Origin of the sequence: Streptomyces sp. Ru72, assembly GCF_002920635.1 — a bacterium.
Classification (GTDB): Bacteria; Actinomycetota; Actinomycetes; order Streptomycetales; family Streptomycetaceae; genus Streptomyces.
This window is the reverse complement of the sequence record NZ_PQSR01000033.1, coordinates 1-24,706: the sequence shown is the minus strand read 5'-3', so window position 1 is coordinate 24,706 and position 24,706 is coordinate 1. Positions and strand designations below refer to the sequence as shown.

Sequence of the window (24,706 nt, the reverse complement as noted above, 5' to 3'; positions counted from 1 at the left end):
ACCCGCCGCTGGCTCGACTACGACCCCGACCGTGACTGGCTCCCCGACACCGACAGTCCGGACACGAAGATCGCCCGATGAGCAGCGAGCCCATCCGTCTCACCGTCCTGGGAAGCGCGACGCCGTACCCGAGCGCGGACAACCCATGCTCCGGCTACCTGGTGTCGAGCGGGGAGACCCGCATCTGGGTGGACGCCGGAACCGGGACGCTCGGCCCGCTCCAGCGATACGTCCCGCTGGAAGAGCTCGACGCGATCTGGATCTCCCATCCGCACGCCGATCACAGTGCGGACCTGCTCACCACCACTACGGCGCCCTGTTCGCAGACATCCGTCTCACAGCACCGAAACCATCGCCGCGTCGGCAAGAGTGGCGTAGGTCCCTCAGCGATACCCGTCCGCCCCAGACGGCCAACACTTCGCCCGCCGTTCCCAGCAGCGCGCCGATGGGTTTCCCCCGTCTCTGCACGAGTGCTTTCCTACGATGAGTTGACTTCACCTGAGCGTGAGCTGTGGGACGCGTTCCCCGAGGGGCGGAGGGTCGACCTGCGTACGGGTACGCCGGAGGAGGACCAGGTCGCCGACGGCGGAGGGTGGGGACCCGAGCGGACGGTGCGGGCGGTGGTGATCGCCGCGTTGTTGCTGGGCGCGAACACCGCGCAACCGGGTGCGGTGGCGCGCCTGAGGCTCACAGGGGCACGGATCTCCGGGCCCCTGGACCTGGCGGGCGCGCAGATCGCCCATGCCCTCTGGATGAAGGCATGCTGGTTCGAGGAGGCGGTGAATCTCCTCGGCGCGTCGACGCAGGCCCTTGTATTCACCGACAGCCGGATACCCGGCATCGAGGCCGACTCGGCCCGCATCGAAGGCAACTTCTCCCTGCGGCGCTCCGTGGTGGAGGGCGGCGCCCCCACACCCTTCAACCGCGTGAGCACCGCCCTGTCGCTCAGCGACGCCCGGGTGAGCGGCGCACCAGAACTGAGACCGGCGACAACCGCGCGGCACGTGCCCGCCGCCGTCGCCGCATCCGCTAGACACAAAAACCCCAGCTCAGACACTGTCCGGGCTGGGGTTCGAATGGAGCCGCCTTCGGGATTCGAAGCCGAGACCTACGCCTTACCAGTTGTCAGATCTTGGTCCGGGGGCGTCCACGCAGCATGAGGCGTTGTTCTGTCACTTGCCGGTCTACTGATCGCCGATCTGGGTAACGAAGCCGGCTCCGTCGGCAGCGTTCGCGCCGGCCAGCATCTCTTGTACCACCCACCGCCATCGCCGCTGCACACTCCTCAGCCGCACGGGGTACGACGACCTCGGCGACATCGCGGCCTTCGACGCGGTCGCGGAGCTGCGCGAACAGGGTCTGCCCTGGCTGCTGGTGGCCAGCGCGGGCACCGCCGAGTCCCGAAGGAGCTGACCGCACGTGCCGTCATGACCGTGCCAGAGCCCGCAGGCTTCGTCGCGGTTATCAACGCGGCGGCGGACGCCCTGGAGTGACGGAAATGGCCCGGTGAGAGCCGGAGGCCGGCCTCGTACGCCCGCGGCCCCCGGGGCGCGGGCGTCATTGTTGCGCGGCGGTGACAATCCCCACACCGCGCGGTCACCGATGGCCTGCGAAGATCCGTGCATCGCCAGCCGCTGATGTCGAACCAGGGCCGCAGAGGGGCAGCGCACCACCGCTTCGCGTTCCTTGGGGGGAACCACCATGTCCGCTCGTCGTCTCGGTCCCGCTCGGCCTTCCCGCCGCACCCTGCTGCCGACGGCCACCGCCGTCGCCCTCACCGCCGCTGCGGGCGCCGCGCTGCTCGCGCCCGCCGCTCACGCGGACACATCCGCCGCACTGACCCTGGCCATCAGCGACGCCACCCACCACACGGTGACCCGCGGGCACGGCGAGAACACCTTCACGCTGACCGTCACCAACGGCTCCGCGAAGGCCCAGCCGTACAGCGGCGAGCTGGCCGCGCTGCCGACCGGCGGGCCGAGCCCGCTGGAGCCCGGACAGGTCTCCTTCGGCGTGCGGCCCCTCACCGCGCCCGCCACCGGCAGCAGCACGATGGGGCAGAGCCCGGCGCTCATCGACGAGTTCTTCCCGCAGGGCACCGACGCCAGGCACCCGTTCCAGATTCCGGCAGGGGCCTCGTACAGCTGGCAGGTGACCGTCGCCTTCGGCGCCGACTACCCCGGGAACGACGACGGTCTGGACATCTCCGCCGTCGGCGGTGGCGGCACGGCCCAGAAGGTCCATTTCGATCTCTCGCCGGCCCTGCCCGACGGCCGGTTCACCGAGTCGTTCACGCACGCCGTGACCGTCGCGCCCGGCCGGCCCGGGACGACCACGCTGGTACTGGACAACCAGGCCGGCGGCGCGTTCACCAAGCCGCTGGACACACTGATCGAGGTCTACCCCACGGGCCCCGGCCTCGGACTCGACGTCCGCGTCGACGGCGTCTGGGTGCCGGCCGTCGTCGTCCAGCCGGGGGAGTGGAAGCTGCCGCAACTGGCCGCGGGATTCGCCCACGGCCAGAAGCACGACTACGACCTCCGGTTCTCGACCACGCACGACCCCGGCTCCGCGCGGGACATCAAGCTGACCTCGCTGACCTTCCTCGGGACCCCGATCGCGAACGCGAAGACCGTCCTGCACGAGGTGCCGGGGTCCGCCCCGAGCGCGCCGGCGGACACGTCCGCCCCCGGCGCGACGCCGTCCACGGTTCCCGGCACCGCGGGGGCGTCCTCGTCGGCCCCGGCCTCGGCGGCCGCTCCGGCCGCGGACTCCGGGACACCCTCGCAGAGCCCCGCTACCGGGAGCCTGGCGCACACCGGGTCGTCCCACACCGGCCTCTTCGCCGGCCTCGCCGCCCTGCTCGCAGCGGCCGGCGCGGCCCTGATCACCGTCGCGTCGCGGCGCCGCACCCGGCGCGCGCACCTGTGACCGTGCGGACGGGCCGTCAGGACGCGTAATCGGCGTTGACCCTGCCGTACCGGACCTACCTCACCGACATCGCGAGCCTCAAGCTCAAGCCGCGTTCCCTGGACCGACTACTGGTCCAAGACCCGCGACGACATCATCCCCAACATCGGCAAGCACCGGCTCGACAAGCTCCAGCCGGAACACCTTGAGCGGATGTACCGCGCGATGCTCGACGAAGGACACGCGCCGTCGCACGTGCTCAAGGTTCACCGCTTCCTGTCGCGAGCCCTGAAGATTGCCCACCGTCGCCGGATCATCGCCGAGAACGTGGCCACACTCGTGGACCCGCCGACGGTCGACGAGACCGAGGCGACCCCGTTCACCACCGAAGAGGCCAAGGCATTCCTCGAAGCGGCGGTCAGGCGGCCCACCTTCATGTGGAGGTGCGTCGGCGTCGGGATGGGCTTCCGGCAGGGAGAGACCCTGGGGCTTCGTTGGAAGTACGTGGACCTCGGAAACGAGCTGTTCCACCCCCAATGGCAGCTTCAGCGGCTCACGTGGCGGCACGGCTGCAAGGACCCGCACGCCTGTGGCTCCCGGCTGCACCGCTTCGAGCCGTGCCCGCCGGAGTGCAAGGCACACAAGAACTACAAGCGCGGATGCCCCAAGCCGTGCACAAAGAACTGCACGAAGCACGCGAGCGCATGCCCGGAGCGCAAGGGAGGCGGACTGGTCTTCACACGCCCCAAGACCAAGAAGAGCACCAACCCTGTGCCGATCCCGCCGCCGTTCATCCCCTACCTGCACGAGCACAAGGCACGCCAGGAGGAGATGCGAGCCGCCGCATGCGACGCGTGGGAGGAGCACGGCGCGGTGTTCACGCGTCCGGACGGTCGGCCGTTAGACCCACGAGCCGACTGGGCGGAGTTCAAGGAGCTGCTTGAGGAAGCCGGAATCGACGACCGGCGCCTGTACGACGGAAGCCGTCACACCGCAGGCACGATCCTGAACGAGCTGGGCGCGGACATGCCTACGATCATGGAGATCCTTCGGCACACCCAGATCAGTCAGACCCGGCGGCACGTGAAGGGGAGATCTCACCTCTCGAAGGACGCCATGCGCCGCATGGGAGACGCCTTCATGCCTCAGTCTGAGCCCGCAATTGAGACCACAATTGAGACCACGAGCACCAGGGAGGCCCGCGCCCGCCGCCGCATCCGCTGAACGCAAAAACCCCAGCTCAGATACTCTCTGGGCTGGGGTTCCGATGGAGCCGCCTTCGGGATTCGAACCCGAGACCTACGCATTACGAGTGCGTTGCTCTGGCCATCTGAGCTAAGGCGGCGCGCTGCCCGCACTATGGTGCGATCAGCAACATCGGTAAGTCTACACAGTTTCCGGGGGTGCTCCGACCACCCCCTGGAGGTGGAGCCCCCAGGGGGTGGCACGGCGCCTACGAGCAGCGCTTTCCCTGCGCCGGTGGCGTGCCGCGGAGCAGATACGCGTCGATCGTCGAGTCCACGCACCTGCTGCCGCGGCCGTATGCGGTGTGGCCGTCACCGTCGTAGGTGAGGAGCCTGCCGGAGGTGAGCTGGGAGGCGAGCGAGCGCGCCCAGCGGTAGGGGGTGGCCGGGTCGCGGGTCGTGCCCACCACCACGATCGGCGCCGCTCCCTTCGCCTGGATGCGGTGCGGCCGTCCGGTCGCGCGCACCGGCCAGTACGCGCAGCCCAGGGACGCCCAGGCCAGTCCCCGCCCGAACACCGGGGAGGCCTTCTCGAACGCCGGGAGCGCCTTCTCCACGTCCTCCGGACCGGAGAACGCGGGCGGCAGGTCGAGGCAGTTCACGGCCGCGTTCGCGGACATCAGGTTCGCGTACTTGCCGCCCGCGTCCCGCTCGTAGTAGCTGTCCGACAGCATGAGCAGACCGGCGCCGTCGCGGTGCTTCATCGCCGAGGTCAGCGCCTGGCGCAGCCGCGGCCAGGCCGCCTCGTCGTACATCGCGGCGATCACTCCCGTCGTCGCCAGGGCCTCGCCGAGCCTGCGGCCGTCCGCGTCGCCGGTCGGGACGGGTGACGCGTCGAGCTTCTTGAAGAACGCCTTCAGCTTGTCGCCGACCTTCGCCGGCGACGTGCCCGGGCCGCCCAGCGGGCAGTCCGGTCGCCGGACGCAGTCCTTGGCGAAGGACTGGAACGCCGTCTCGAACCCCGCCGTCTGCTCCTCGTTGAGCCTGCGTGCGGACAGGGCCGGGTCCATCGCGCCGTCCAGCACCATCCGGCCCACCCGCTCCGGGAACAGGCCCGCGTACGTCGCCCCGAGGAACGTCCCGTACGACGCGCCCACGTAGTTCAGCCTCCGGTCGCCGAGCACCGCGCGCAGGATGTCCATGTCACGGGCCGCCTCGACCGTGGAGACATGGCGCAACAGGGCCGCCGAGTGCCGCCCGCAGCCCTCCGCGAACCGCTTGAAGGCATCCACCAGGCGGCGCGTCTCCGCCGGGCCGTCAGGGGTGATGTCGGTCTGCGCGTACGCGTCCATCCGGGGGCCGTCGAGGCATTCGATCGGCTCGCTGTTGGCCACGCCGCGCGGGTCGACGCCGACCATGTCGTAGCGGGCACGGATCTCGGCCGGGTAGCCGACGCCCGCGTACTGCTCCAGGTAACCGACCGCCGAGCCGCCCGGCCCGCCCGGGTTCACGAGCAGCGACCCCAGCGGCCTTCCCTGGCCGGTGGCCCTCTTGCGGGCCACGGCGAGCCGTACGTCGCCCGCGCCCGGCTTGGCGTAGTCGCGCGGGGCCTTCATGGTGGCGCACTGAAAGCCGGGGACGCCGCAGGTGCGCCAGGTCAGCTTCTGTGTGTAGTACCGGGCCAGCGCCGACGGGGGCGACTGGGGCAGCGCGGCCAGGGCCGTCTGTGCGGTCGTCGAGCCGCCGGTGGAGCAGGCCGAGAGCAGCAGCGAGACGGCGGCGAGCAGCGTGCCGCCCGTCCGCATCGCGGGGAGGGAACGACGGGAGCCTCGGGGACGGCGGAGGGGGTGCAGAAGGCGGGACGGTCCGGGAATGCGCCTGGTGTGCATCTCGTGAGCGTAACCGTGGGCGACGAGTTGATGTCTGTCAGTGACTCAGGCGCCTCGTACGAGTGACATCGTCAATCGTCCGTCGAGCCCACCCACGGAAGAGGGAAGGGGGTCACGGGGGCGCTCATCCCGAGGGCGCGCTCCTCGTACGCGGTTCGCCCGTCATCCCGCTCTGAGCGCCATCGTCATGGCCTCCACCGCCAGCAGCGGGGCCACATTGCGGTCCAGGGCGTCCCGGCACGCGGAGATCGCCTCGATACGGCGGAGGGTGGCCTCGGGTGTGCTGCCGCGGGCCAGCCGCTCCAGGGCGTCCTCCGCGTCCGTGTTGGCGAGGGCGACGCGGGAGCCGAGCTGGAGGGCGAGGACGTCGCGGTAGAAGCCCGTGAGGTCGGTGAGGGCCTGATCCAGGCTGTCGCGCTGGGTGCGCGTCCGGCGGCGCTTCTGCTTGTCCTCCAGCTCCTTGACCACGCCCGCGGTGCCGCGCGGCATCCGGCCGCCCTGCACCGCGCCGAGCGCCGCCTTCAGCTCCTCGGTCTCCTTGGCGTCGATCTCCTCGGCGAGCTGCTTGGAGTCGTCGGTGGCCGCGTCGACCAGCTCCTGGGCGGCTCTGAGGCAGCCGCCGATGTCGTCGAGGCGCAGGGGGAGCTTCAGGACGGCGGCCCGGCGGGCCCGGGCCCGCTCGTCCGTGGCCAGCCTGCGGGCACGGTCGACGTGACCCTGGGTGGCGCGGGCGGCGGCGGCAGCGGTCTCCGGCTCGATGCCGTCGCGCCGCACGAGCATGTCCGCGACCGCCTCCACGGAGGGAGTGCGCAGGTTCAGGTGGCGGCAGCGGGAGCGGATCGTCGGCAGGACGTCCTCCAGGGACGGCGCGCACAGCAGCCAGACGGTGCGGGGGGCGGGCTCCTCCACCGCCTTCAGGACCGCGTTGGCCGACTTCTCGTTCAGCCGCTCGGCGTCCTCGACGAGGATCACCTGCCAGCGTCCGTTCGCCGGCGACGTGAACGACTTGCGGACCGTGTCGCGCATGTCGTCGGCGAGGATCTGGGTGCCGACGGCGGCGACCGTGGTGACGTCCGCGTGGGTGCCGATCAGGGCGGTGTGGCAGCCGTCGCAGAACCCGCAGCCGGGGGCGCCGCCGAGCGCGCGGTCGGGGCTCACGCACTGCAGCGCGGCGGCGAAGGCCCGCGCCGTCTGCGTACGTCCCGCGCCGGGCGGACCCGTGAACAGCCAGGCGTGCGTCATCTTGGACGCCTCGGGCGGCGAGGTGTCGGCGGCGGCCGCGGTGACCAGGGCGTCGGCGTCCCGGGCAGCCGCGTCGAGCTGCTCGCACACCTTCTCCTGGCCCACCAGGTCGTCCCACACGCTCACGGGGACACCGCCCTTCCGTCGTACTGCGCCCTACCGCGATCCATTGTGCGGGTCACCACTGACAACGGATCACCACTGACCACGGCCGCGGGCACCGACAGGCGGGTCAGACGCCGCTCAGCGGCGCCTGCCGCGTCCCCGCCCGTCCCGCCCGTCCCGGCCGTCGCCCCAGTCCTCGTCCTGACGGGGGCCGAGCAGTTCGTCCGCCAGGGTCGGGAGGTCGTCCAGAGGCGTCTCCTCGGCCCAGTCCGGGCGCGGGCGGCGAGGGCGGCCGTCGGCGTCCAGCTGCGGCAGCTCGCGCGTGCGGTCCTCGGCGCCGTCCGGTCGCGGAGCCGGGCGCTCGTCGCGGAAGAAGCCGGGCGGCACCCTGTCCGCCGGATCACCGGCGCCCGTGTCCCGTACGGGCGGCAGGACGGCCGTCTCGTCGGCGGATCCCGGCACCACGGGGGGCAGCACCGCCGTCTCGTCGGCCGCTCCCTGCGGCTCGGGCGGCGCCGGGAGCTCCGCCGTGGTCTCGGCGTCGGTGTCGCGCGCCCGTACCGGCGGCAGGACCGCGGTCTCCTCCACCGGCCCGCCGGACGCGTTCGTCGGTGTCACCAGTGGCGTGGGGACCGTCGTCTCGTTGTCCGGCGACGCACTCCGTGCGGGCGCGCCGGATCCGGCGGCCGGCGTCGCGGGCGGGGCCGATGCCGCCGCCGCGGCCGACGCCGCCGCCTCCGCGGCCGCCCTGCGCGCCTCCTCGGCCCGCAGCAGCGCCTCCTCGGCCTTCCGCTGCTTCTCCAGCCGGCGCTCCTCGGCCTCCGCCCGCAGCCGGGCCTCCTCCTCCGCCTGCCTGCGCCGCCGCTCCTCCTCGGCCCTGCGCCGCGCCTCCTCCTCGGCCCGGGCCTTCTCCTCGGCCAGCAGCCGCGCCTTCTCCTCCTCGGCACGCCGACGGGCTTCCTCGGCACGCCGCCGGGCCTCCTCCGCCTGCCGCTCGGCCTCGCGGCGCTGCGCCTCCTCCAGCTCGCGCCGCTCGCGCTCCTCCTCCTCGGCGCGCAGCTTGGCGAGCTGCTCCTGGCGCTCGCGCTCCAGTCGCTCCTCCTCGGCCTTGCGCGCGGCCTCCTCCTCGGCCTTGCGCCGGGCCTCCTCCTCGGCCTTGCGGCGTGCCTCCTCCTGCGCCTTCAGCTCCGCCTCGGACAGCGGGAGCATCTGGTCGAGCCGGGCCCGGATCACGGTCGTGACCGCCTCGGGCTCCTGTCCGGCGTCGACGACCAGGTAGCGCGCGGGGTCGGCGGCAGCCAGCGTGAGGAAACCGGACCGCACGCGCGCGTGGAACTCGGCCGGCTCCGACTCCAGCCGGTCCGGTGCCTCGGTGAACCGCTCCCGCGCGGTCTCCGGGGCGACGTCCAGCAGCACGGTGAGGTGCGGCACGAGGCCGTCCGTCGCCCAGCGGTTGATGCGGGCGATCTCGGTCGGGGACAGGTCACGGCCCGCGCCCTGGTAGGCCACGGACGAGTCGATGTAGCGGTCCGAGATCACGACGGCGCCCCGCTCCAGGGCCGGACGCACGACCGTGTCCACGTGTTCCGCGCGGTCCGCCGCATACAGCAGCGCCTCCGCGCGGTGCGAGAGGCCGGCGCTGGAGACGTCCAGCAGGATCGACCGCAGCCGCTTGCCGACCGGAGTGGCGCCCGGCTCACGGGTCAGCACCACCTCGTGGCCCTTGCCGCGGATCCACTCGGCGAGCGCCTCGGCCTGGGTGGACTTCCCGGCGCCGTCGCCGCCCTCCAGGGCAATGAAGAACCCGCTCGCCACAGGGGCGTTCTCCGGATCGTCGCCGCCGCGCAGGGCGTCGAGCAGGTCCTGCCGCAGCGGCACGCCGGAGCGGTCGTCGACCTTGGCGAGCACCAGTGCGGCCACGGGCAGCAGCAGCGCGCCGACCAGCATCAGCGTGAAGGCGGCGCCGCCGTGCGCGAACACGAACCTGCCGTTCTCCATCCGGTGCGGCCCGATGGCTCCGGCCACCAGCGGCGCCACGAGTGCGCAGAGGGCTCCGCACACCCTCACGACCGCGTGCAGATGCTCGGTCGTCCGCGCCCGGCGGTGCTCCTCGGCCTCCTGCTCGAGCAGCGTGTGCCCGGTGTTCGCGGCCACGCCCGCGCCGATGCCCGCGAGCAGCGCGATCAGCAGCACGCTCGTGACGTCCGGGTCGAGACCCGCGGCGAGCAGCGCTATCCCGGTGAAGGCGATCGCCAGCGCGAGCAGCCGGCGCCTCGACAGCGCGGGCAGCACACGGGGCGCCGTACGGATGCCGACGACCGTGCCCCCGGTCAGCGCGAGAACCAGCAGGCCGTACAGCACCGGGCCGCCGCCCAGGTCCTTGGCCTGCAGCACGCAGACGGCGACGGCGGCCGCGACCGCCCCGGCGACGGCGGCGCAGGCGAGCACCAGCAGCGGGAGCGCGCCCGTGCGGCCCTTGGCGACGCCCGCTTCCGTCCGGGGGCGGCGCAGGCCCTCCAGAGGCGAGCGCGCGCGGGGAGTGCGGGTGTCGGGCAGCTGCAGTGAGGTGGCCACCGACAGGGAGGCGGCGAACAGCCCGGCCGCCACGTACGACGCGAGGGCCGCCTGGTGCTGGCCGAACCAGGCGATGCCCGTGCCCAGCAGGTTGTTCACCAGCGCCACCACGACGAGTCCGGCAGCGGCCAGCGGCACCGCCACGAACCCCGTCCGCAGCGACAGACGGCGCAGGGCGTCCATGTGGTCCGGCAGCGGACGCACCGTCGCGCCCTCGAGGGGCGGCGCGGGCAGCAGCGCGGGCGCCGCACTCTCCTGGCACACCGTCCAGAAGCGCTCGGCCACGCCGGTGACGAAGGCGGTGACCAGCAGGAGCGCGAGCGCGTTGCCCGGAGTCCAGTCGATCCACAGGGGGGCGACGATCAGCAGGGCCGCCCTGAGGCCATCCGCGCCGACCATGGTCCAGCGGCGGTCGAGCGGCCCCTCCTTGGACGTCAGCGCGCTCAGCGGGCCGAGGAGCACGGCCCCGAAGAGCAGGGTGGAAAGAATCCGCACGCCGAAGACGGTCGCGATCGCGAACGCCACACCCCGGTAGCCACCGCCGAAGGAGCCCGCGGCGATGGCCGCCTGGAGAACGAGCAGGACCAGGACGAGCACGGCGAGCGCGTCACCGATGCCGCCCACGAGCTGGGCGCTCCACAGCCGCTTCAGCTGCGGCTGGCGCAGCAGGGCGCGGACGGCGCGCTCGCGGGAATCTGCGACCAGGGCGTCGTCGGGGGCCGCTTGGGGGGCCGTTGGCTGCTCGGCTCGCGTCATGCATTCAGACTATCGGGAGCCACCGACAGCCCGGTGCGGCCACTCGCCATGTACACACGGCCCGACACCGAACCGATGCCGGACCGTGTGTTTGGCCAAGGGGTTGTGAGGAACCGTGCCCCTTCGGCTCGGTCCTCTTCCGCGTCAGTCCTCCGCGGTGCCCTTCGACGCCGCCGTCTTGGCGGCAGCGGTCTTCTTCGCCGTCGTCGTCTTCTTCGCGGTCGTCTTCGCGGCGGTCTTCTTGGCGGCCGTCTTCTTCGCCGCTGTCGACGTCGTCTTCTTGGCCGGTGCCTTCTTGGCGACCGTCTTCTTCGCCGTCTTCTTCGCGGGCGTCTTGGCGCGCTTCTCCGCGAGCAGCTCGAAGCCGCGCTCCGGAGTGATCGCCTCCACGCTGTCGCCGGAGCGCAGGGTCGCGTTGGTCTCGCCGTCGGTGACGTACGGCCCGAAGCGGCCGTCCTTGACGACGACCGGCTTCCCGCTCACCGGGTCCTCGCCCAGCTCCTTCAGCGGCGGCTTGGCGGCCGCCCGGCCACGCTGCTTGGGCTGGGCGTAGATCGCCAGGGCCTCCTCCAGCGTGATCGTGAAGATCTGGTCCTCGGACTGCAGCGAGCGCGAGTCCGTGCCCTTCTTCAGGTACGGCCCGTAGCGGCCGTTCTGCGCGGTGATCTCCTGCCCGTCGGCGTCGGTGCCCACGACGCGCGGCAGCGACATCAGCCTCAGCGCGTCGTCGAGAGTCACCGTGTCCAGGGACATCGACTTGAACAGCGATGCCGTGCGCGGCTTGATCGCGTTCTTGCCGGTCTTCGGGGTGCCCTCGGGGAGGATCTCGGTGACGTACGGGCCGTAGCGGCCGTCCTTGGCGACGATCGGGCGGCCCGTCTCCGGGTCCGTGCCCAGCGGGCGCTCGCCGCTCGGCTTGGCCAGCAGCTCCTCCGCCAGTTCGACGGTGAGCTCGTCGGGGGCGAGGTCGGCCGGGATGTCGGCCCGCTGGTGCTGCTCGGTGTCCTTCTCGCCGCGCTCGATGTACGGGCCGTAGCGGCCGACCCGCAGCACGATGTCGTTGCCGACGGGGAACGACGACACCTCGCGCGCGTCGATCGCGCCCAGGTCGGTCACCAGCTCCTTGAGGCCGCCGAGGTGATCACCGTCGCCGTTCCCGGCGTCGGCCGCGGTGCCGTTGGTGCCCGCGGGGAAGCCGCTGTCGGATGCCGTCTCGCCGAAGTAGAACCGCTTCAGCCACGGCACGGCCTGCGCCTCGCCGCGGGCGATGCGGTCGAGGTCGTCCTCCATCTTGGCGGTGAAGTCGTAGTCGACGAGCCGCCCGAAGTGCTTCTCCAGGAGGTTGACCACGGCGAAGGACAGGAAGGACGGCACGAGGGCCGTGCCCTTCTTGAACACATAGCCGCGGTCCAGGATCGTGCCGATGATCGACGCGTACGTCGACGGACGGCCGATCTCCCGCTCTTCCAGCTCCTTGACCAGGCTGGCCTCGGTGTAGCGGGCCGGGGGCTTGGTCGCGTGTCCGTCGGCGGTGATCTCCTCGGCGCTCAGCGCGTCGCCCTCGGCGACCTGCGGCAGCCGGCGCTCGCGGTCGTCGAGCTCGGCGTTCGGGTCGTCGGCGCCCTCGACGTACGCCTTCAGGAAGCCGTGGAAGGTGATCGTCTTGCCGGAAGCGCTGAACTCGGCGTTCCGGCCGTCGGCGGCGGTGCCGCCGATCCTGACGGTGACCGAGTTACCGGTCGCGTCCTTCATCTGGGAGGCGACGGTCCGCTTCCAGATCAGCTCGTAGAGCTTGAACTGGTCGCCGGTCAGCCCCGTCTCCGCCGGGGTGCGGAAACGATCACCCGAGGGCCTGATCGCCTCGTGCGCCTCCTGCGCGTTCTTGACCTTGGCGGCGTAGGTGCGCGGGGCGTCCGGCAGGTACTCGGCCCCGTACAGGTGCGTGACCTGGGCACGGGCGGCAGAGATCGCCGTGTCGGACAGCGTCGTGGAGTCCGTACGCATGTACGTGATGTAGCCGTTCTCGTACAGCTTCTGCGCGATCTGCATGGTGGCCTTCGCGCCGAAGCCGAGCTTGCGGCTCGCCTCCTGCTGCAGCGTCGTCGTACGGAACGGGGCGTACGGCGAGCGGCGGTAGGGCTTGGACTCGACGGACCGCACCGAGAAGCGGGTGTCCGCCAGGGCGGCGGCCAGGGCGCGGGCGTTCGCCTCGTCGAGGTGCAGGACCTGATCGCTCTTGAGCCGCCCCAGGGAGTCGAAGTCACGCCCCTGCGCGACCCTCCTGCCGTCGACGCTCTGCAGACGGGCGGCCAGCGACGACGGGTCCGAGGGGTCGCCCGCGCGGCCGGTCGCGAAGGTGCCCGTCAGGTCCCAGTACTCGGCGGAACGGAACGCGATGCGCTCACGCTCCCGCTCGACCACGAGACGGGTGGCGACCGACTGGACACGGCCGGCCGACAGGCGCGGCATGACCTTCTTCCACAGGACCGGCGAGACCTCGTAGCCGTAGAGCCGGTCGAGGATGCGGCGGGTCTCCTGCGCGTCGACGAGCTTCTGGTTCAGCTCGCGCGGGTTGCGCACGGCCTGCTGGATCGCGTCCTTGGTGATCTCGTGGAAGACCATCCGCTTGACCGGGACCTTCGGCTTGAGCACCTCCTGGAGGTGCCAGGCGATGGCCTCGCCCTCGCGGTCCTCATCGGTGGCGAGGAAGAGTTCGTCGGATTCGCGCAGCAGATCCTTGAGCTTCTTGACCTGCGCCTTCTTGTCGGCGTTGACGACGTAGATGGGCTGGAAGTCGTGTTCGACGTCCACGCCCAGGCGGCGGACCTCGCCGGTGTACTTCTCGGGTACCTCCGCGGCGCCGTTCGGAAGGTCGCGGATGTGCCCGACGCTCGCCTCGACGGTGTAGCCCGGGCCGAGATAGCCCTTGATCGTCTTCGCCTTGGCAGGCGACTCGACGATGACGAGTCGGCGGCCGCCCTGTGCGGTCTCGCTGGTCGGGGACAACTTCGCTCTTCTCTCCGGTCGACGCTGGGCCTCCCCAGGCCTTGGTCCCGGGGTGAGGTCGCTTTTCTGGCTCGCTGGTGACGCTGCGGAGTGTGACGGTACATCCCGCCCCCGTGTCAAACGGGAAAAGCCCACAACGGCCACTCGAACGGTAACCCGACTACCGGCATTCCTGCCGCCCGGACTGTCCAGCAGCCCCGTCGGGCCTGTCCGGAGCGTGATCCCCCGGTTACTCCGCCTCCGGTTGCCCGGGGACCGGGAACAGTGATGTCAGAGGCGCAGGAGGCACCACGCACCGGCCGCGAGCGCGGCCACGGCGGCGAGGCTCGCAAGTGTGGCGGATGCGATACGGCTCACACCGTCCGCCACCGGCTCCCCACGGTACAGCCGGGTCCCGGTCCAGGTCAGCAGAGCGCCGCCGAACAGGACGAACGCCGTCCCCGTGATGATCGCCGGCCCGCTCTCCATGTCGTTTCCCTCCCGCCCGGCCGGCCCGGCTTCCCATCGCCCGACCCGCCCCGGCGACGGGAGGCTGGCACACCGGGAAAGCCCGCACGCGAACCTGAGGTGAACGGCCGGCGGACAATCCATTCGCACCCCCCGTCGCCACCGGCCCCCGCGCCCCCGTGCGGCCCCGCCGCCCCGTCAGCGCCCGGGCTCCAGGAACCCTTGTTCGACCAGCAACCGGATCTGTGCGGGTGTGCGGTCGCGCAGCAGCACAGGGTCCTCGCCGACGAGCTGGGCGATGGCGTCCAGGATCCGTCCCGCGCTCAGCGTGCCGTCGCAGACGCCCGCGAAGCCCGCGCCGACCGTGTCCACCCTGGTGGCGCGGCGCATCCCCCGGTTCTGGCGCAGCACCACATGCTCCGGGTCCTCGGCGCCCGGCAGCCCGACCTGTTCCTGGACGACTTCGGCGGCGAGCTTGAAGTGCCCGGCGAGCAGGGCGGCGTCGTCGTGCGCCCGCAGGTAGTCGACGCGGTCGAAGTGCGCACGCACCGTGTCTCCGAGCGGCTGTTCGACCGGATGCGGCCACTCCTCGATCGTGATGGAGGGCTCACCCGCGTCGGTCCTGCGCAGCGCGATCCAGCCGAATCCGACCGCGCGCACCTTGCGCGCCTCGAACTCGTCCAGCCACGCGTCGTACCGCGCCTGGTACCCGGCCGCATCGCCGCGGTGGTCCCCGGCGTCCCTCAACCACAGCTCGGAGTACTGCGTGATGTCCTGCACCTCACGCTGCACGATCCACGCGTCGCAGCCGCGCGGCACCCACGACCTGAGCCTGTCCTGCCAGTCCTCCCCTTCCACGTGCTGCCAGTTGGCGAGAAACTGCGCGAACCCGCCCACGTTCAGCCGTTCCCCCGACCCCTGAACGAGCGTGCGGCACAGATCGTCCCCGCCCATCCCGCCGTCGCGGTAGGTGAGCCGGGCGCCGGGGGAGATCACGAAGGGCGGGTTTGAGACGATCAGGTCGAACGTCTCGTCGTCCCGGACCGGCTCGAAGAGCGAACCCTGGCGCAGATCGGCGGCCGGGGCGCCGGACAGCGCCAGGGTGAGCGCGGCGATGTGCAGGGCGCGCGCGTTGACGTCGGTCGCGGTCACGCGCGTGGCGTGCTGGGCGGCGTGCAGCGCCTGGATCCCGGAGCCGGTACCGAGGTCGAGTGCTGACCCGACGGGGGTCCGTACGGTGATGCCGGCGAGGGTGGTGGAGGCGCCGCCGACCCCGAGGACGACGTCTTCTTCCCGGCTGCCGATGCCTCCCGCACCGCCGACGGCGCACCCGAGGTCGGAGACGATGAACCAGTCCTCGCCCTCCGGTCCGCCGTACGGCCGCACGTCCACGGTCGCGGCGACCTCGTCCCCGCCGGCGCGCACCAACCAGCCGGCCTCCAGGCAGGCGTCGAGGGGCAGGACGTCGGCCACGCGCGCGTGGAGCACGGGTTGTTGCAACAGGAACAGCCGTACGAGTGTCTCCAGCGGCGTGTCCCCGCGCGTCGCCCGGAGTGCGGGGACGGTCTCGCTCCGTGCGAGCGCCGCGTACGCGGGCGCTCCGAGCAGGTCGAGCAGCCCGTCGGCGGTGAAGGAGGCGCCGAGCAGGGCGTCCCGCAGCCGTGCGGCGACATCGGTGCGGTCCAGGGAGGGCAGGGTGCGACTGGGGGTACTCACGCCCCCATTGTGGCCTGCGGGCGGATTCAGCCCGCGGTCGCCGAGGCCGTAGCGGCCGCCTTCTTGCAGCTCGCCTGCTCGGCGATCGCCTTCTTGACGTCGCCCTGCTCGAGGTTCTTCAGCGCCGTGGTCCCGCTCTGGTTCTGCTTCTCCAGCTCGGTCATCTGCGCCGCGATGTCGTGCAGCCCGGACGCGAACTTGCCCTGGTCCTTCGTGTTGAGCGCGTCCACCTTCTTCTTCAGGTCGGCGTAGGACGCGGAGAGGTTGTTCAGGGTCTTGACGGCGTCCTGCTGCCGCTGCGCACCGCCGTCGACGCCGGGGGGCGCTCCGGCGTTGTTGAGGGCGGTCGCGAGCGCCTTGTAGCCGTCGGACATGTCCTGGAAGGCCTGGGAGTCGGTCTTCTGGATGGTCTGAGGCGGGTTCGTGGTGTCCGAGGCCGCCTTCGTGATCGCATCGTTGGCGGCCTTGATCTTCGCGTTCTGCGCCGGCACCGCGTCGCAGACCTGCTTGGCCCAGGAGGCCAGCTTGTCGTCGGTCTGGCTCTTGCCACCGCTGGTGCAGGCCGACAGCGCCAGTACCAGCACCGCACCGCCGGACACTGTGGTCGCGAGCTTCTTGTTCACCGGATTGGTCCCTTCCATGGCTCTCTCGGCCCGGAAGATACACGCCAATCGGGCGACGGCCGCAGGCCGAATGTCACCTATGGGTGCTGTTGCAGCCTTTTGCACCACGCGAGAGAAGGCTCACGAGAAGGCCCCGCGCACGGACAAGGGCGGGCGCGCGGCCTCTCGAGGAGCGCCGTGCGCCCGCCCGTGTGCCCGTATCTGACCAGGCGTAAGAGCGGGGTGCCGGGCAGCCGGGCTACGACACCACCGCCGGATCTGCGGGCTTGGACACCTTCTCGGCGTTGTCTTCGTCACCCACGGCGATCCCGCGCCGCTTGGAGACGTACACGGCGAGCACGATCACGACGAGCGCGAGTACCGCGATGGCGATCCGCACGCCGATGTTCCTGTCGCTGCCATAGGAGAACTTGATGACCGCGGGCGCGATCAGCAGCGAAACCAGGTTCATCACCTTCAGCAGCGGGTTGATCGCGGGGCCCGCGGTGTCCTTGAACGGGTCGCCGACCGTGTCGCCGATCACCGTCGCGGCGTGCGCCTCGCTCCCCTTGCCACCGTGGTGGCCGTCCTCGACGAGCTTCTTGGCGTTGTCCCACGCGCCTCCGGAGTTGGCGAGGAAGACCGCCATCAGCGTGCCGGTGCCGATCGCGCCCGCGAGGTACGCGCCGAGCGCTCCGACGCCGAGCGTGAACCCGAGGGCGATGGGCGCCATGACGGCGAGCAGACCGGGCGTTGCCAGTTCCCTGAGGGCGTCCTTGGTGCAGATGTCGACGACCTTGCCGTACTCCGGCTTCTCCGTGTAGTTCATGATTCCGGGCCGGTCGCGGAACTGCCGCCGCACCTCGAAGACCACCGCACCGGCCGCCCGCGACACCGCGTTGATCGCCAGCCCCGAGAAGAGGAAGACGACCGCCGCGCCGGCGATGAGGCCGACCAGGTTGTTGGGCTGCGAGATGTCCATGACCAGGCTCATCGGCCCGCCGTCGCCGACCTTCTCGCCCACGTCCTGGGCGGCCGTGGTGATCGCGTCGCGGTACGACCCGAAGAGCGCCGAGGCCGCGAGGACGGCGGTGGCGATGGCGATGCCCTTGGTGATCGCCTTGGTGGTGTTGCCCACGGCGTCCAGGTCGGTGAGCACCTGCGCGCCCGAGCCCTGGACGTCGCCGGACATCTCGGCGATGCCCTGTGCGTTGTCCGAGACCGGACCGAAGGTGTCCATGGCGACGATCACACCGACCGTGGTGAGCAGGCCGGTGCCGGCCAGCGCCACCGCGAACAGCGCGAGCATGATCGATGTACCGCCGAGCAGGAACGCCCCGTAGACGCCGAGACCGATCAGCAGCGCCGTGTAGACGGCCGATTCCAGACCGACGGAGATACCGGCGAGAACCACGGTGGCGGGACCGGTCAGCGAGGTCTTGCCGATGTCCCGCACGGGACGTCGGCTGGTCTCGGTGAAGTAGCCGGTCAGCTGCTGGATCAGGGCGGCGAGCAGGATGCCGATGGCGACCGCGACGAGTGCGAGGATCCGAGGGTCGCCGCTCTTGGCGCGGATCGCCGCGTCGGTGACGCCCTTGAGGGCGGCGTACGACGACGGCAGATAGGCGAAGACGGCCGCCGCGACGAGCCCGAGCGAGATCACCGCGGAGATGAAGAAGCCCCGGTTGATCGCGGACATGCCGCTGCGGTCGGCCCGGCGCGGGGCCACCGCGAAGATGCCGATCATCGCGGTCACGACCCCGATCGCAGGCACGATCAGCGGGAACGCCAGCCCCGAGTCGCCGAACGCGGCCTTGCCCAGGATCAGCGCGGCGACGAGCGTGACGGCGTACGACTCGAAGAGGTCGGCAGCCATTCCCGCGCAGTCGCCGACGTTGTCGCCCACGTTGTCGGCGATGGTCGCGGCATTGCGCGGATCGTCCTCCGGAATGCCCTGCTCGACCTTGCCGACCAGGTCGGCGCCGACGTCGGCGGCCTTCGTGAAGATGCCGCCGCCGACACGCATGAACATGGCGATCAGCGCGGCGCCCAGACCGAAGCCCTCGAGGACTTTCGGGGCGTTCGCCGCGTAGACGAGCACCACACAGGAGGCGCCCAGCAGACCGAGCCCCACCGTGAACATGCCGACGACACCGCCTGTGCGGAAAGCGATCTTCATCGCCCGGTGCGAGACGGCGGTGAGGTCCTTTTCCGGCTCGCCCTCCGCCGGGGTCGCCTCGCGCGCCGCCGCGGCGACGCGCACATTGCTGCGCACGGCGAGCCACATACCGATATAGCCGGTGGCCGCCGAGAACGCCGCACCGATCAGGAAGAACACCGACCGTCCGACGCGCTGATTCCAGTCGTCGGCGGGCAGCAGCATGAGCAGGAAGAACACGACCACGGCGAATACGCCGAGCGTGCGCAACTGCCGGGCCAGATAGGCGTTCGCGCCTTCCTGGACCGCGGCGGCGATCTTCTTCATGCTGTCGGTGCCCTCGCCGGCCGCGAGCACCTCGCGCACCAGAATCCCGGCCACCACGAGGGCCGCCAGCGCGACGGCCGCGATGACCACCACGATCATGCGGTTGTCGTGGGTCAGGACCGCAGCCGCGAGGGCTGAGGGGTGGTCAAACTGTTGAGGGGTAGAAAGCCCCGCCATTCGTCCTCCTTGACGCTTGGGCTGAGCTCAAGATGTGGACGGATTGTAGGTACCGGAACCTGATCAAAACAGTGCGCGGTAAACCGATTGAGACGTCACTTGCTCTTCAGGAAAAGATCGCACATCAGCCATAGAACCCGAAAGTGGTAACGCCCCAAAACCATTGACGAGATGGAATCTTGATCAAATTATCGCGCTATTGATCGTGAAGTTATTCACGTGAAGGGGTTCACGAATTACGATACGACTTTACAAAAAGAAGGGCCCTGCACAGGCAGGACCCTTCCGGAGAAGTCTTCGGGCTTGAGGGAGAAACGCCCCGTCAGGCCGGGAACGGGGCGGCGCCGGGCGGCGTGGTCGGCCAGCTCATTCTGATCAGTCCGCCGTTCTCCCCGGTGGTGACCTCCACGTCGTCGACGAGGCCACTGATGACCGCGAGACCCATCTCGTCCTCCTCGGCCTCGGCCTCCGCCTCGACCGGGTCGGCACCCACCGGCTCGTCGCCGGGCACGATGTGCGGCGCCTCGTCGCCGACCTCGATGGAGAACTGTTTCTCCTCCTCGGTCAGCAGCACTCGCACCGGCGCCGAGATTCCGTTGCTCTGGTGCAGTCCGACGGCCCGGGAGCAGGCCTCCCCGACGGCGAGCCTGACCTCGTCGAGTGCGGCCTCCTCCACTCCGGCCCGGCGCGCCACCGCCGCCGCCACGAGTCGGGCGGTCCTGACGTGTTCGGGCAGCGCGCTGAAGCGGAGTTCAACGGTGGCCATGCATCCCCCTCAGAACTTCGGGCGTGCGGTCGGGGGGCCCGGGCCGTACTGGCCCGCACCCCCCGCTCTTGCTTCTGCCGTCCGGGCACCACGGCCCGGAAGCGGGGTCAGTCGGTGGCCGACACCGCTTCCTCGACCGAGGTGTGGATCGGGAACACCTTGGTGAGGCCGGTGATGCGGAAGATCTTGAGAATGCGCTCCTGGTTGCACACCAGGCGCAGGGAGCCCTCATGGGCTCGAACACGCTTCAAGCCGCCCACCAGCACGCCGAGCCCGGTGGAGTCGAGGAAGTCCACGCCCTCCATGTCGACGACGAGGTGGAAATTCCCGTCGTTCACCAGCTCGACCAGCTGCTCGCGCAGCTTGGGCGCGGTATATACGTCGATTTCGCCACCGACCTCGACGACCGTACGATCGCCGACGGTACGGGTCGACAGGGACAGGTCCACGGATCCTCCAGCACCTTGCTATCGAGCGGTCGCCCCTCGGGCACCTCGGCTTCAGCCCCCGGGACGGTTCGCCAGCCGCGATGGCATTCAATCACTTACCGGCAGGCGTGTACGACGCCTTGGACCCATTGTCCGTCACGCCAGTGACACACTCGGTGCCGATGGCCAAGAATCACCGATCCGATCGACCCACGACGGGCCCCGTGTCCCGCCTCTCGCCGGGCACGGTGCTGGACCGGCTCGCCTCGGGTCCGAGCCGGGCTGCGCGCATCACTCATACGGAGCACTTGCCCCCGCGAGCGGGCCGCCATGCCGTCTGGCCGGACCGGATCCGTGCCGAGGTCGTCGCCGCCGTGCGCCGCGCGGGCATCGAGCACCCCTGGGCCCACCAGGCGCTCGCCGCCGAGCACGCCCTGGACGGCGACTCGGTGGTCGTCGCCACGGGCACGGCGTCGGGCAAGTCGCTCGCCTACCTGGTCCCGGTGCTGTCGCGGCTGCTGGACGGCTCCGAGGCTCCGAACGGCCGGGGCGCGACCGCCTTGTACCTCGCCCCCACCAAGGCCCTCGCGGCGGATCAGTGCCGATCGGTGAAGGAACTTTCACACCCTCTCGGCCCAGCGATCCGTGCCGCGGTCTACGACGGCGACACGCCGCCCGAGGAACGGGAATGGGTACGCCAGTACGCCAACTACGTCCTCACCAACCCCGACATGCTCCATCGCGGCATATTGCCCTCCCACCCGCGCTGGTCCTCCTTCCTGCGCGCCCTGAAGTACGTCGTCATCGACGAGTGCCACACCTACCGCGGCGTCTTCGGCTCCCATGTCGCCCAGGTCCTGCGCCGACTGCGCCGCCTGTGCGCCCGCTACGGCGCCTCACCCGTCTTCCTGCTGGCCTCCGCGACCGCCGCCGAGCCCTCGGTGGCCGCCCGCCGCCTCACCGGGCTGCCGGTCGTCGAGGTCGCCGACGACGCCTCACCGCGCGGTGAGCTGGTCTTCGCCCTGTGGGAGCCGCCGCTCACCGAGCTGCACGGAGAGCGCGGCGCGCCCGTCCGGCGCACGGCCACCGCCGAGACCGCCGACCTGCTGACCGACCTCACCGTGCAGGGCGTGCGCTCGGTCGCCTTCGTCCGCTCCCGCCGCGGCGCCGAGCTGATCTCGGTGATCGCGCAGGAACGCCTGGCGGAGGTCGACCGCTCCCTGGCCCGCCGCGTGGCCGCCTACCGCGGCGGCTACCTTCCCGAGGAGCGCCGCGCGCTGGAGCGGGCCCTGCACTCCGGGGAACTCCTCGGCCTCGCCGCGACGACCGCCCTGGAGCTCGGCGTGGACGTGTCCGGGCTGGACGCCGTGCTGATCGCCGGGTACCCGGGGACACGCGCGTCGCTGTGGCAGCAGGCGGGGCGCGCGGGCCGTGCCGGGCAGGGGGCGCTCGCGGTGCTGGTCGCCCGTGACGACCCTCTGGACACGTTCCTCGTCCACCACCCCGAGGCCCTCTTCGACCAGCCGGTGGAGTCCACGGTCCTCGACCCGGACAACCCCTACGTCCTCGCGCCGCACCTGTGCGCGGCGGCGGCCGAGCTGCCGCTTGCGGAGGACGACCTGGAGCTGTTCGGTCCCGCGTGCGCGGACGTGCTGCCGCAGCTGGAGGCCGCGAAGCTGCTGCGCCGCCGCACGAAGGCCTGGCACTGGACGCGCCGGGAGCGGGCCGCCGACCTCACGGACATCCGCGGGGCGGGCGGGCGCCCGGTCCAGGTGGTCGAGGCCGGCACCGGCCGGCTGCTCGGCACGGTCGACGCGGGCGCCGCCCACACGACCGTCCACGAGGGCGCGGTCCATCTGCACCAGGGCCGTACGTACCTGGTGCGGTCACTCGACCTGGAGGACTCCGTCGCCCTGGTCGAGGAGGCCGACCCGCCGTACACGACGGTCGCCCGCGACACGACCTCCATCTCCGTCCTGGAGACGGACGTGGGGATCCCCTGGGGCGAGGGCCGGTTGTGCTACGGCTCGGTGGAGGTCACCAACCAGGTCGTCTCCTTTCTGCGTCGGCGTCTGATCACCGGTGAGGTGCTGGGCGAGACGAAACTCGATCTTCCTCCTCGCACGCTGCGCACCCGCGCCGTGTGGTGGACGGTCACCGAGGACCAGCTGGACCAGGCCCGGATCGGCCCGGAGATCCTCGGCGGCGCGCTGCACGCGGCCGAACACGCCTCGATCGGCATGCTCCCGCTCTTCGCCACCTGCGACCGCTGGGACATCGGAGGCGTCTCCGTGCCGCTGCACCCGGACACCCTCCTGCCCACCGTCTTCGTGTACGACGGCCACCCGGGCGGCGCGGGCTTCGCGGAGCGCGCCTTCCACACGGCCCGCGACTGGCTGTCCGCCACCCGTCAGGCCATCGCGTCCTGCGAGTGCGAGGCGGGCTGCCCGTCCTGCATCCAGTCCCCCAAGTGCGGCAACGGCAACGATCCGCTGCACAAGAGGGGTGCCGTACGCCTCCTCACGGTGCTGCTGCGCGCGGCGCCCGAGGAGGCGACGAGCGGTCCGGCGGCTCCGGCGCCCTCCGCTCCGGCTCCCCCGGCTCCGCCGGCCCCGCCCTCGCCCTGACCTCGGTGGTGAACGGTCCCGCGGCCGCCGCCGCCGTGACGTCGGAGACGGCCCCCACAGCCGCGCACCGCACGAGCTTGCTCCCCTGGGCCCTGGCCACCCGGGCCGCCATGGCACACGCCTTGCCGCCTCCGTCCATCCAGTGGTCCGCCGCCGCGAGTGCGGCGAGGTCGGCCGCACCGGCCGCACGGTGCCGGGACAGCACGACCTCGCCCTGGGCCAGCAGGACGCCGAACACGGCACACATCGCGCCGAGCAGGCACACAACCCAGACGGTGGCGGAGCCGCGGTCCGAACGGGCCGCCGCCAGACGGGCGTTGAGGGCCTCCAAGCGGCTCCGGAGAGCGACCGGGTCACACGCCCTCACTGCTTCACCCCCACCGTGTCCTCCGCCAACGCCACCGCTTCGTGGCGCAGTTCGAGAGGGAACACGTCCGGGCCCGGAGGATGCGCCACCACCAGGACACGTACCAGGTCGCCCTGCCGGCTCACCGTGATCCTCGCGCCGTCCGGAGCCGCCTGCCGGGTCATGTCCCGCACCACGCCCGGCGGCTCCTGCCGAGCCGCCGCCCGGGCTCCCGCGCGGGCCGCGTCCACGCAGCGGATCTGCGCGGACGCGGCCAGCAAGGCCCACACGAGGGCCATGGCGAAGAGCACCAGGGCGGGCAGCACCACGGCGGTCTCCGCAGTCACGAAGCCCTGGTCCCGGCCACGGCCCGCTCCCCGGCGCGCCCTCACGCCCTCACATCCGGACACTGAGCGCCCGTTTCACGATCGCCTGCAGTTCCGCGCTGACCTGCCCGCTCGTCAGCACCTTGTAGAGGACCGCCGCGAAGGCCACCGCGGCGATGATTCCCACCGCGTATTCCGACGTGACCATGCCCGCGTCCTTGCGCACCACCGCCCGCAGCCGGCGCACCAGCGCACGCACCCCGGCTCGTACTCGTACCGCCTTGCTCATGTCTCTACCCCCGTAGGTTGTCGTTCGTTGTCGTGCGTTGTCGTTGTCTCTTCCGGCCGTGGCCGTCGTCTGATCCCTTTGGTCTCTCCGTGCACCCTCACCTCCCACCCCCTCCCAGCAGCCCTCCCGCCAGCCCGATGACCACGGGCAGCACCCCGACCGCGATGAACGCGGGCAGGAAGCACAGCCCCACCGGGGCGGTGACCAGGACGCCCGCACGGCGCGCCCGTGCCGTCGCCCCTCGGGCCCACTCGGCCCGAGCCTGAGCCGCGAGGCGCCCGACCGGTGCGGCAGCCGGGGCCCCGGAACGGCCCGCCCGTTCAAGGAGCCGCGCCAGTGCTCCCGCGCCGGGGAGCGTGGCGAGCCGCGGCCACGCATCGGTCGGTTCGGCGCCGAGCCGCACCTCGGCCGCGCCCCGCGCCAGCCGCTCCCCGACCGGCCCCGCCATGGCCTCGCCCACCGCCTGGGCGGCCGAGACCGGGCTCGCGCCCGCCGCGATGCACGCCGCGAGCAGGTCGGCGGCCAGCGGGAGCTGACGGACGGCCACGACAGGGTCGTACTCCTCGGTGCGGCGGTCGCGCTCCTGCCGGGCACGCCACCGCGCCACGCCCAACCCGGTGACCAGCCCGGCCCCCAGCCCGGCGAACCCCCCGATCACCACCCAGCCGGCACACAGCGCCCCGGTGACGGGCAGCCACCGCCGCACGGCGTCCCGCACCTCGGCCCGCCGCAGCACCCCACCCGGCATCCGCCCGCGCGGCCGCACCTGCGCCGCGTCCGCACCCGCACCCGCCAGGACCGCATCCACCCGCCGCCGCACCCTCCGCGTCC

At 71.7% G+C, this 24,706-nt stretch carries 17 protein-coding genes, 1 tRNA gene and 2 pseudogenes; 5 read left to right on the top strand and 15 right to left on the bottom strand.

Annotated features, from left to right (window positions below):
• Positions 1-77: 77 nt before the first annotated feature.
• The 4 genes and pseudogenes from C3488_RS17620 to C3488_RS17600 form a co-directional block, all read left to right on the top strand.
• Positions 78-352, top strand: a pseudogene (locus tag C3488_RS17620) (MBL fold metallo-hydrolase); the annotation flags it as partial.
• A gap of 118 nt (positions 353-470) precedes the next feature.
• Entirely contained in the window at positions 471-1,160 is a 690-nt protein-coding gene (locus C3488_RS17615; RefSeq protein WP_258053475.1) for a hypothetical protein, read from the top strand.
• A gap of 541 nt (positions 1,161-1,701) precedes the next feature.
• On the top strand, positions 1,702-2,931 hold the full coding sequence (locus C3488_RS17605) for a hypothetical protein (protein ID WP_103840449.1): 1,230 nt from the start codon (positions 1,702-1,704) through the stop codon (positions 2,929-2,931).
• Positions 2,932-2,984: 53 nt separating this feature from the next.
• A pseudogene (locus C3488_RS17600) lies at positions 2,985-4,134 on the top strand (tyrosine-type recombinase/integrase); the annotation flags it as partial.
• Between the two features lie 44 nt (positions 4,135-4,178).
• Here the strand turns inward: C3488_RS17600 and C3488_RS17595 are convergent.
• The 11 genes from C3488_RS17595 to bldG form a co-directional block, all read right to left on the bottom strand.
• Positions 4,179-4,255: transfer RNA gene (locus tag C3488_RS17595), tRNA-Thr, on the bottom strand.
• 108 nt (positions 4,256-4,363) lie between these two features.
• The gene (locus C3488_RS17590) at positions 4,364-5,983 is read right to left on the bottom strand and encodes an alpha/beta hydrolase (RefSeq protein WP_103840447.1); all 1,620 of its coding nucleotides are present in this window, start codon (positions 5,981-5,983) and stop codon (positions 4,364-4,366) included.
• Positions 5,984-6,145: 162 nt separating this feature from the next.
• Positions 6,146-7,351: a DNA polymerase III subunit delta' gene (locus tag C3488_RS17585; RefSeq protein WP_103840445.1), complete on the bottom strand. Its 1,206-nt coding sequence runs from the start codon at positions 7,349-7,351 to the stop codon at positions 6,146-6,148.
• Positions 7,352-7,468: 117 nt separating this feature from the next.
• The gene (gene tmk / locus C3488_RS17580) at positions 7,469-10,660 is read right to left on the bottom strand and encodes a dTMP kinase (RefSeq protein ID WP_103840443.1); all 3,192 of its coding nucleotides are present in this window, start codon (positions 10,658-10,660) and stop codon (positions 7,469-7,471) included.
• A 144-nt stretch (positions 10,661-10,804) separates the two neighbouring features.
• Positions 10,805-13,666 carry a type I DNA topoisomerase gene (gene topA, locus C3488_RS17575; protein WP_103840441.1) on the bottom strand — a complete coding sequence of 954 codons (2,862 nt, stop codon included), beginning with the start codon at positions 13,664-13,666 and terminating at the stop codon, positions 10,805-10,807.
• Between the two features lie 270 nt (positions 13,667-13,936).
• Positions 13,937-14,134: a hypothetical protein gene (locus tag C3488_RS17570; RefSeq protein WP_103840439.1), complete on the bottom strand. Its 198-nt coding sequence runs from the start codon at positions 14,132-14,134 to the stop codon at positions 13,937-13,939.
• A 177-nt stretch (positions 14,135-14,311) separates the two neighbouring features.
• Entirely contained in the window at positions 14,312-15,829 is a 1,518-nt protein-coding gene (locus C3488_RS17565; RefSeq protein ID WP_103840437.1) for a class I SAM-dependent methyltransferase, read from the bottom strand.
• A 26-nt stretch (positions 15,830-15,855) separates the two neighbouring features.
• A complete protein-coding gene (locus C3488_RS17560) occupies positions 15,856-16,470 on the bottom strand; it encodes a small secreted protein (protein WP_103840435.1) in 615 nt (204 codons plus the stop codon).
• A gap of 220 nt (positions 16,471-16,690) precedes the next feature.
• Entirely contained in the window at positions 16,691-19,093 is a 2,403-nt protein-coding gene (locus tag C3488_RS17555) for a sodium-translocating pyrophosphatase (protein ID WP_103840433.1), read from the bottom strand.
• Between the two features lie 322 nt (positions 19,094-19,415).
• Positions 19,416-19,859 carry an ATP-binding protein gene (locus C3488_RS17550; RefSeq protein WP_103840431.1) on the bottom strand — a complete coding sequence of 148 codons (444 nt, stop codon included), beginning with the start codon at positions 19,857-19,859 and terminating at the stop codon, positions 19,416-19,418.
• Between the two features lie 107 nt (positions 19,860-19,966).
• Positions 19,967-20,308: an anti-sigma factor antagonist BldG gene (gene bldG / locus C3488_RS17545; RefSeq protein ID WP_103840429.1), complete on the bottom strand. Its 342-nt coding sequence runs from the start codon at positions 20,306-20,308 to the stop codon at positions 19,967-19,969.
• 80 nt (positions 20,309-20,388) lie between these two features.
• Here bldG and C3488_RS17540 point away from each other — a divergent pair, with 80 nt between their 5' ends.
• Positions 20,389-22,914 (top strand): DEAD/DEAH box helicase, encoded by a 2,526-nt coding sequence (locus tag C3488_RS17540; RefSeq protein WP_181139061.1) that lies wholly within the window; start codon positions 20,389-20,391, stop codon positions 22,912-22,914.
• On the opposite strand, the gene C3488_RS17535 is transcribed toward C3488_RS17540, so the two are convergent.
• From C3488_RS17535 to C3488_RS17520, 4 genes are all read right to left on the bottom strand, one after another.
• Positions 22,808-23,281: an Rv3654c family TadE-like protein gene (locus C3488_RS17535; protein WP_308460671.1), complete on the bottom strand. Its 474-nt coding sequence runs from the start codon at positions 23,279-23,281 to the stop codon at positions 22,808-22,810. The two genes, C3488_RS17540 and C3488_RS17535, sit on opposite strands and share 107 nt — an antisense overlap.
• Complete coding sequence (locus C3488_RS17530) at positions 23,278-23,652, bottom strand: TadE family type IV pilus minor pilin (protein ID WP_103840425.1); 375 nt, start codon at positions 23,650-23,652, stop codon at positions 23,278-23,280. The genes C3488_RS17535 and C3488_RS17530 overlap by 4 nt, the downstream gene beginning before the upstream one ends.
• A 4-nt stretch (positions 23,653-23,656) precedes the next feature.
• Positions 23,657-23,875 (bottom strand): DUF4244 domain-containing protein, encoded by a 219-nt coding sequence (locus tag C3488_RS17525; RefSeq protein WP_103840423.1) that lies wholly within the window; start codon positions 23,873-23,875, stop codon positions 23,657-23,659.
• Positions 23,876-23,972: 97 nt separating this feature from the next.
• On the bottom strand, positions 23,973-24,706 hold a 734-nt coding region (locus tag C3488_RS17520; RefSeq protein WP_103840421.1), incomplete at its 5' end, for a type II secretion system F family protein.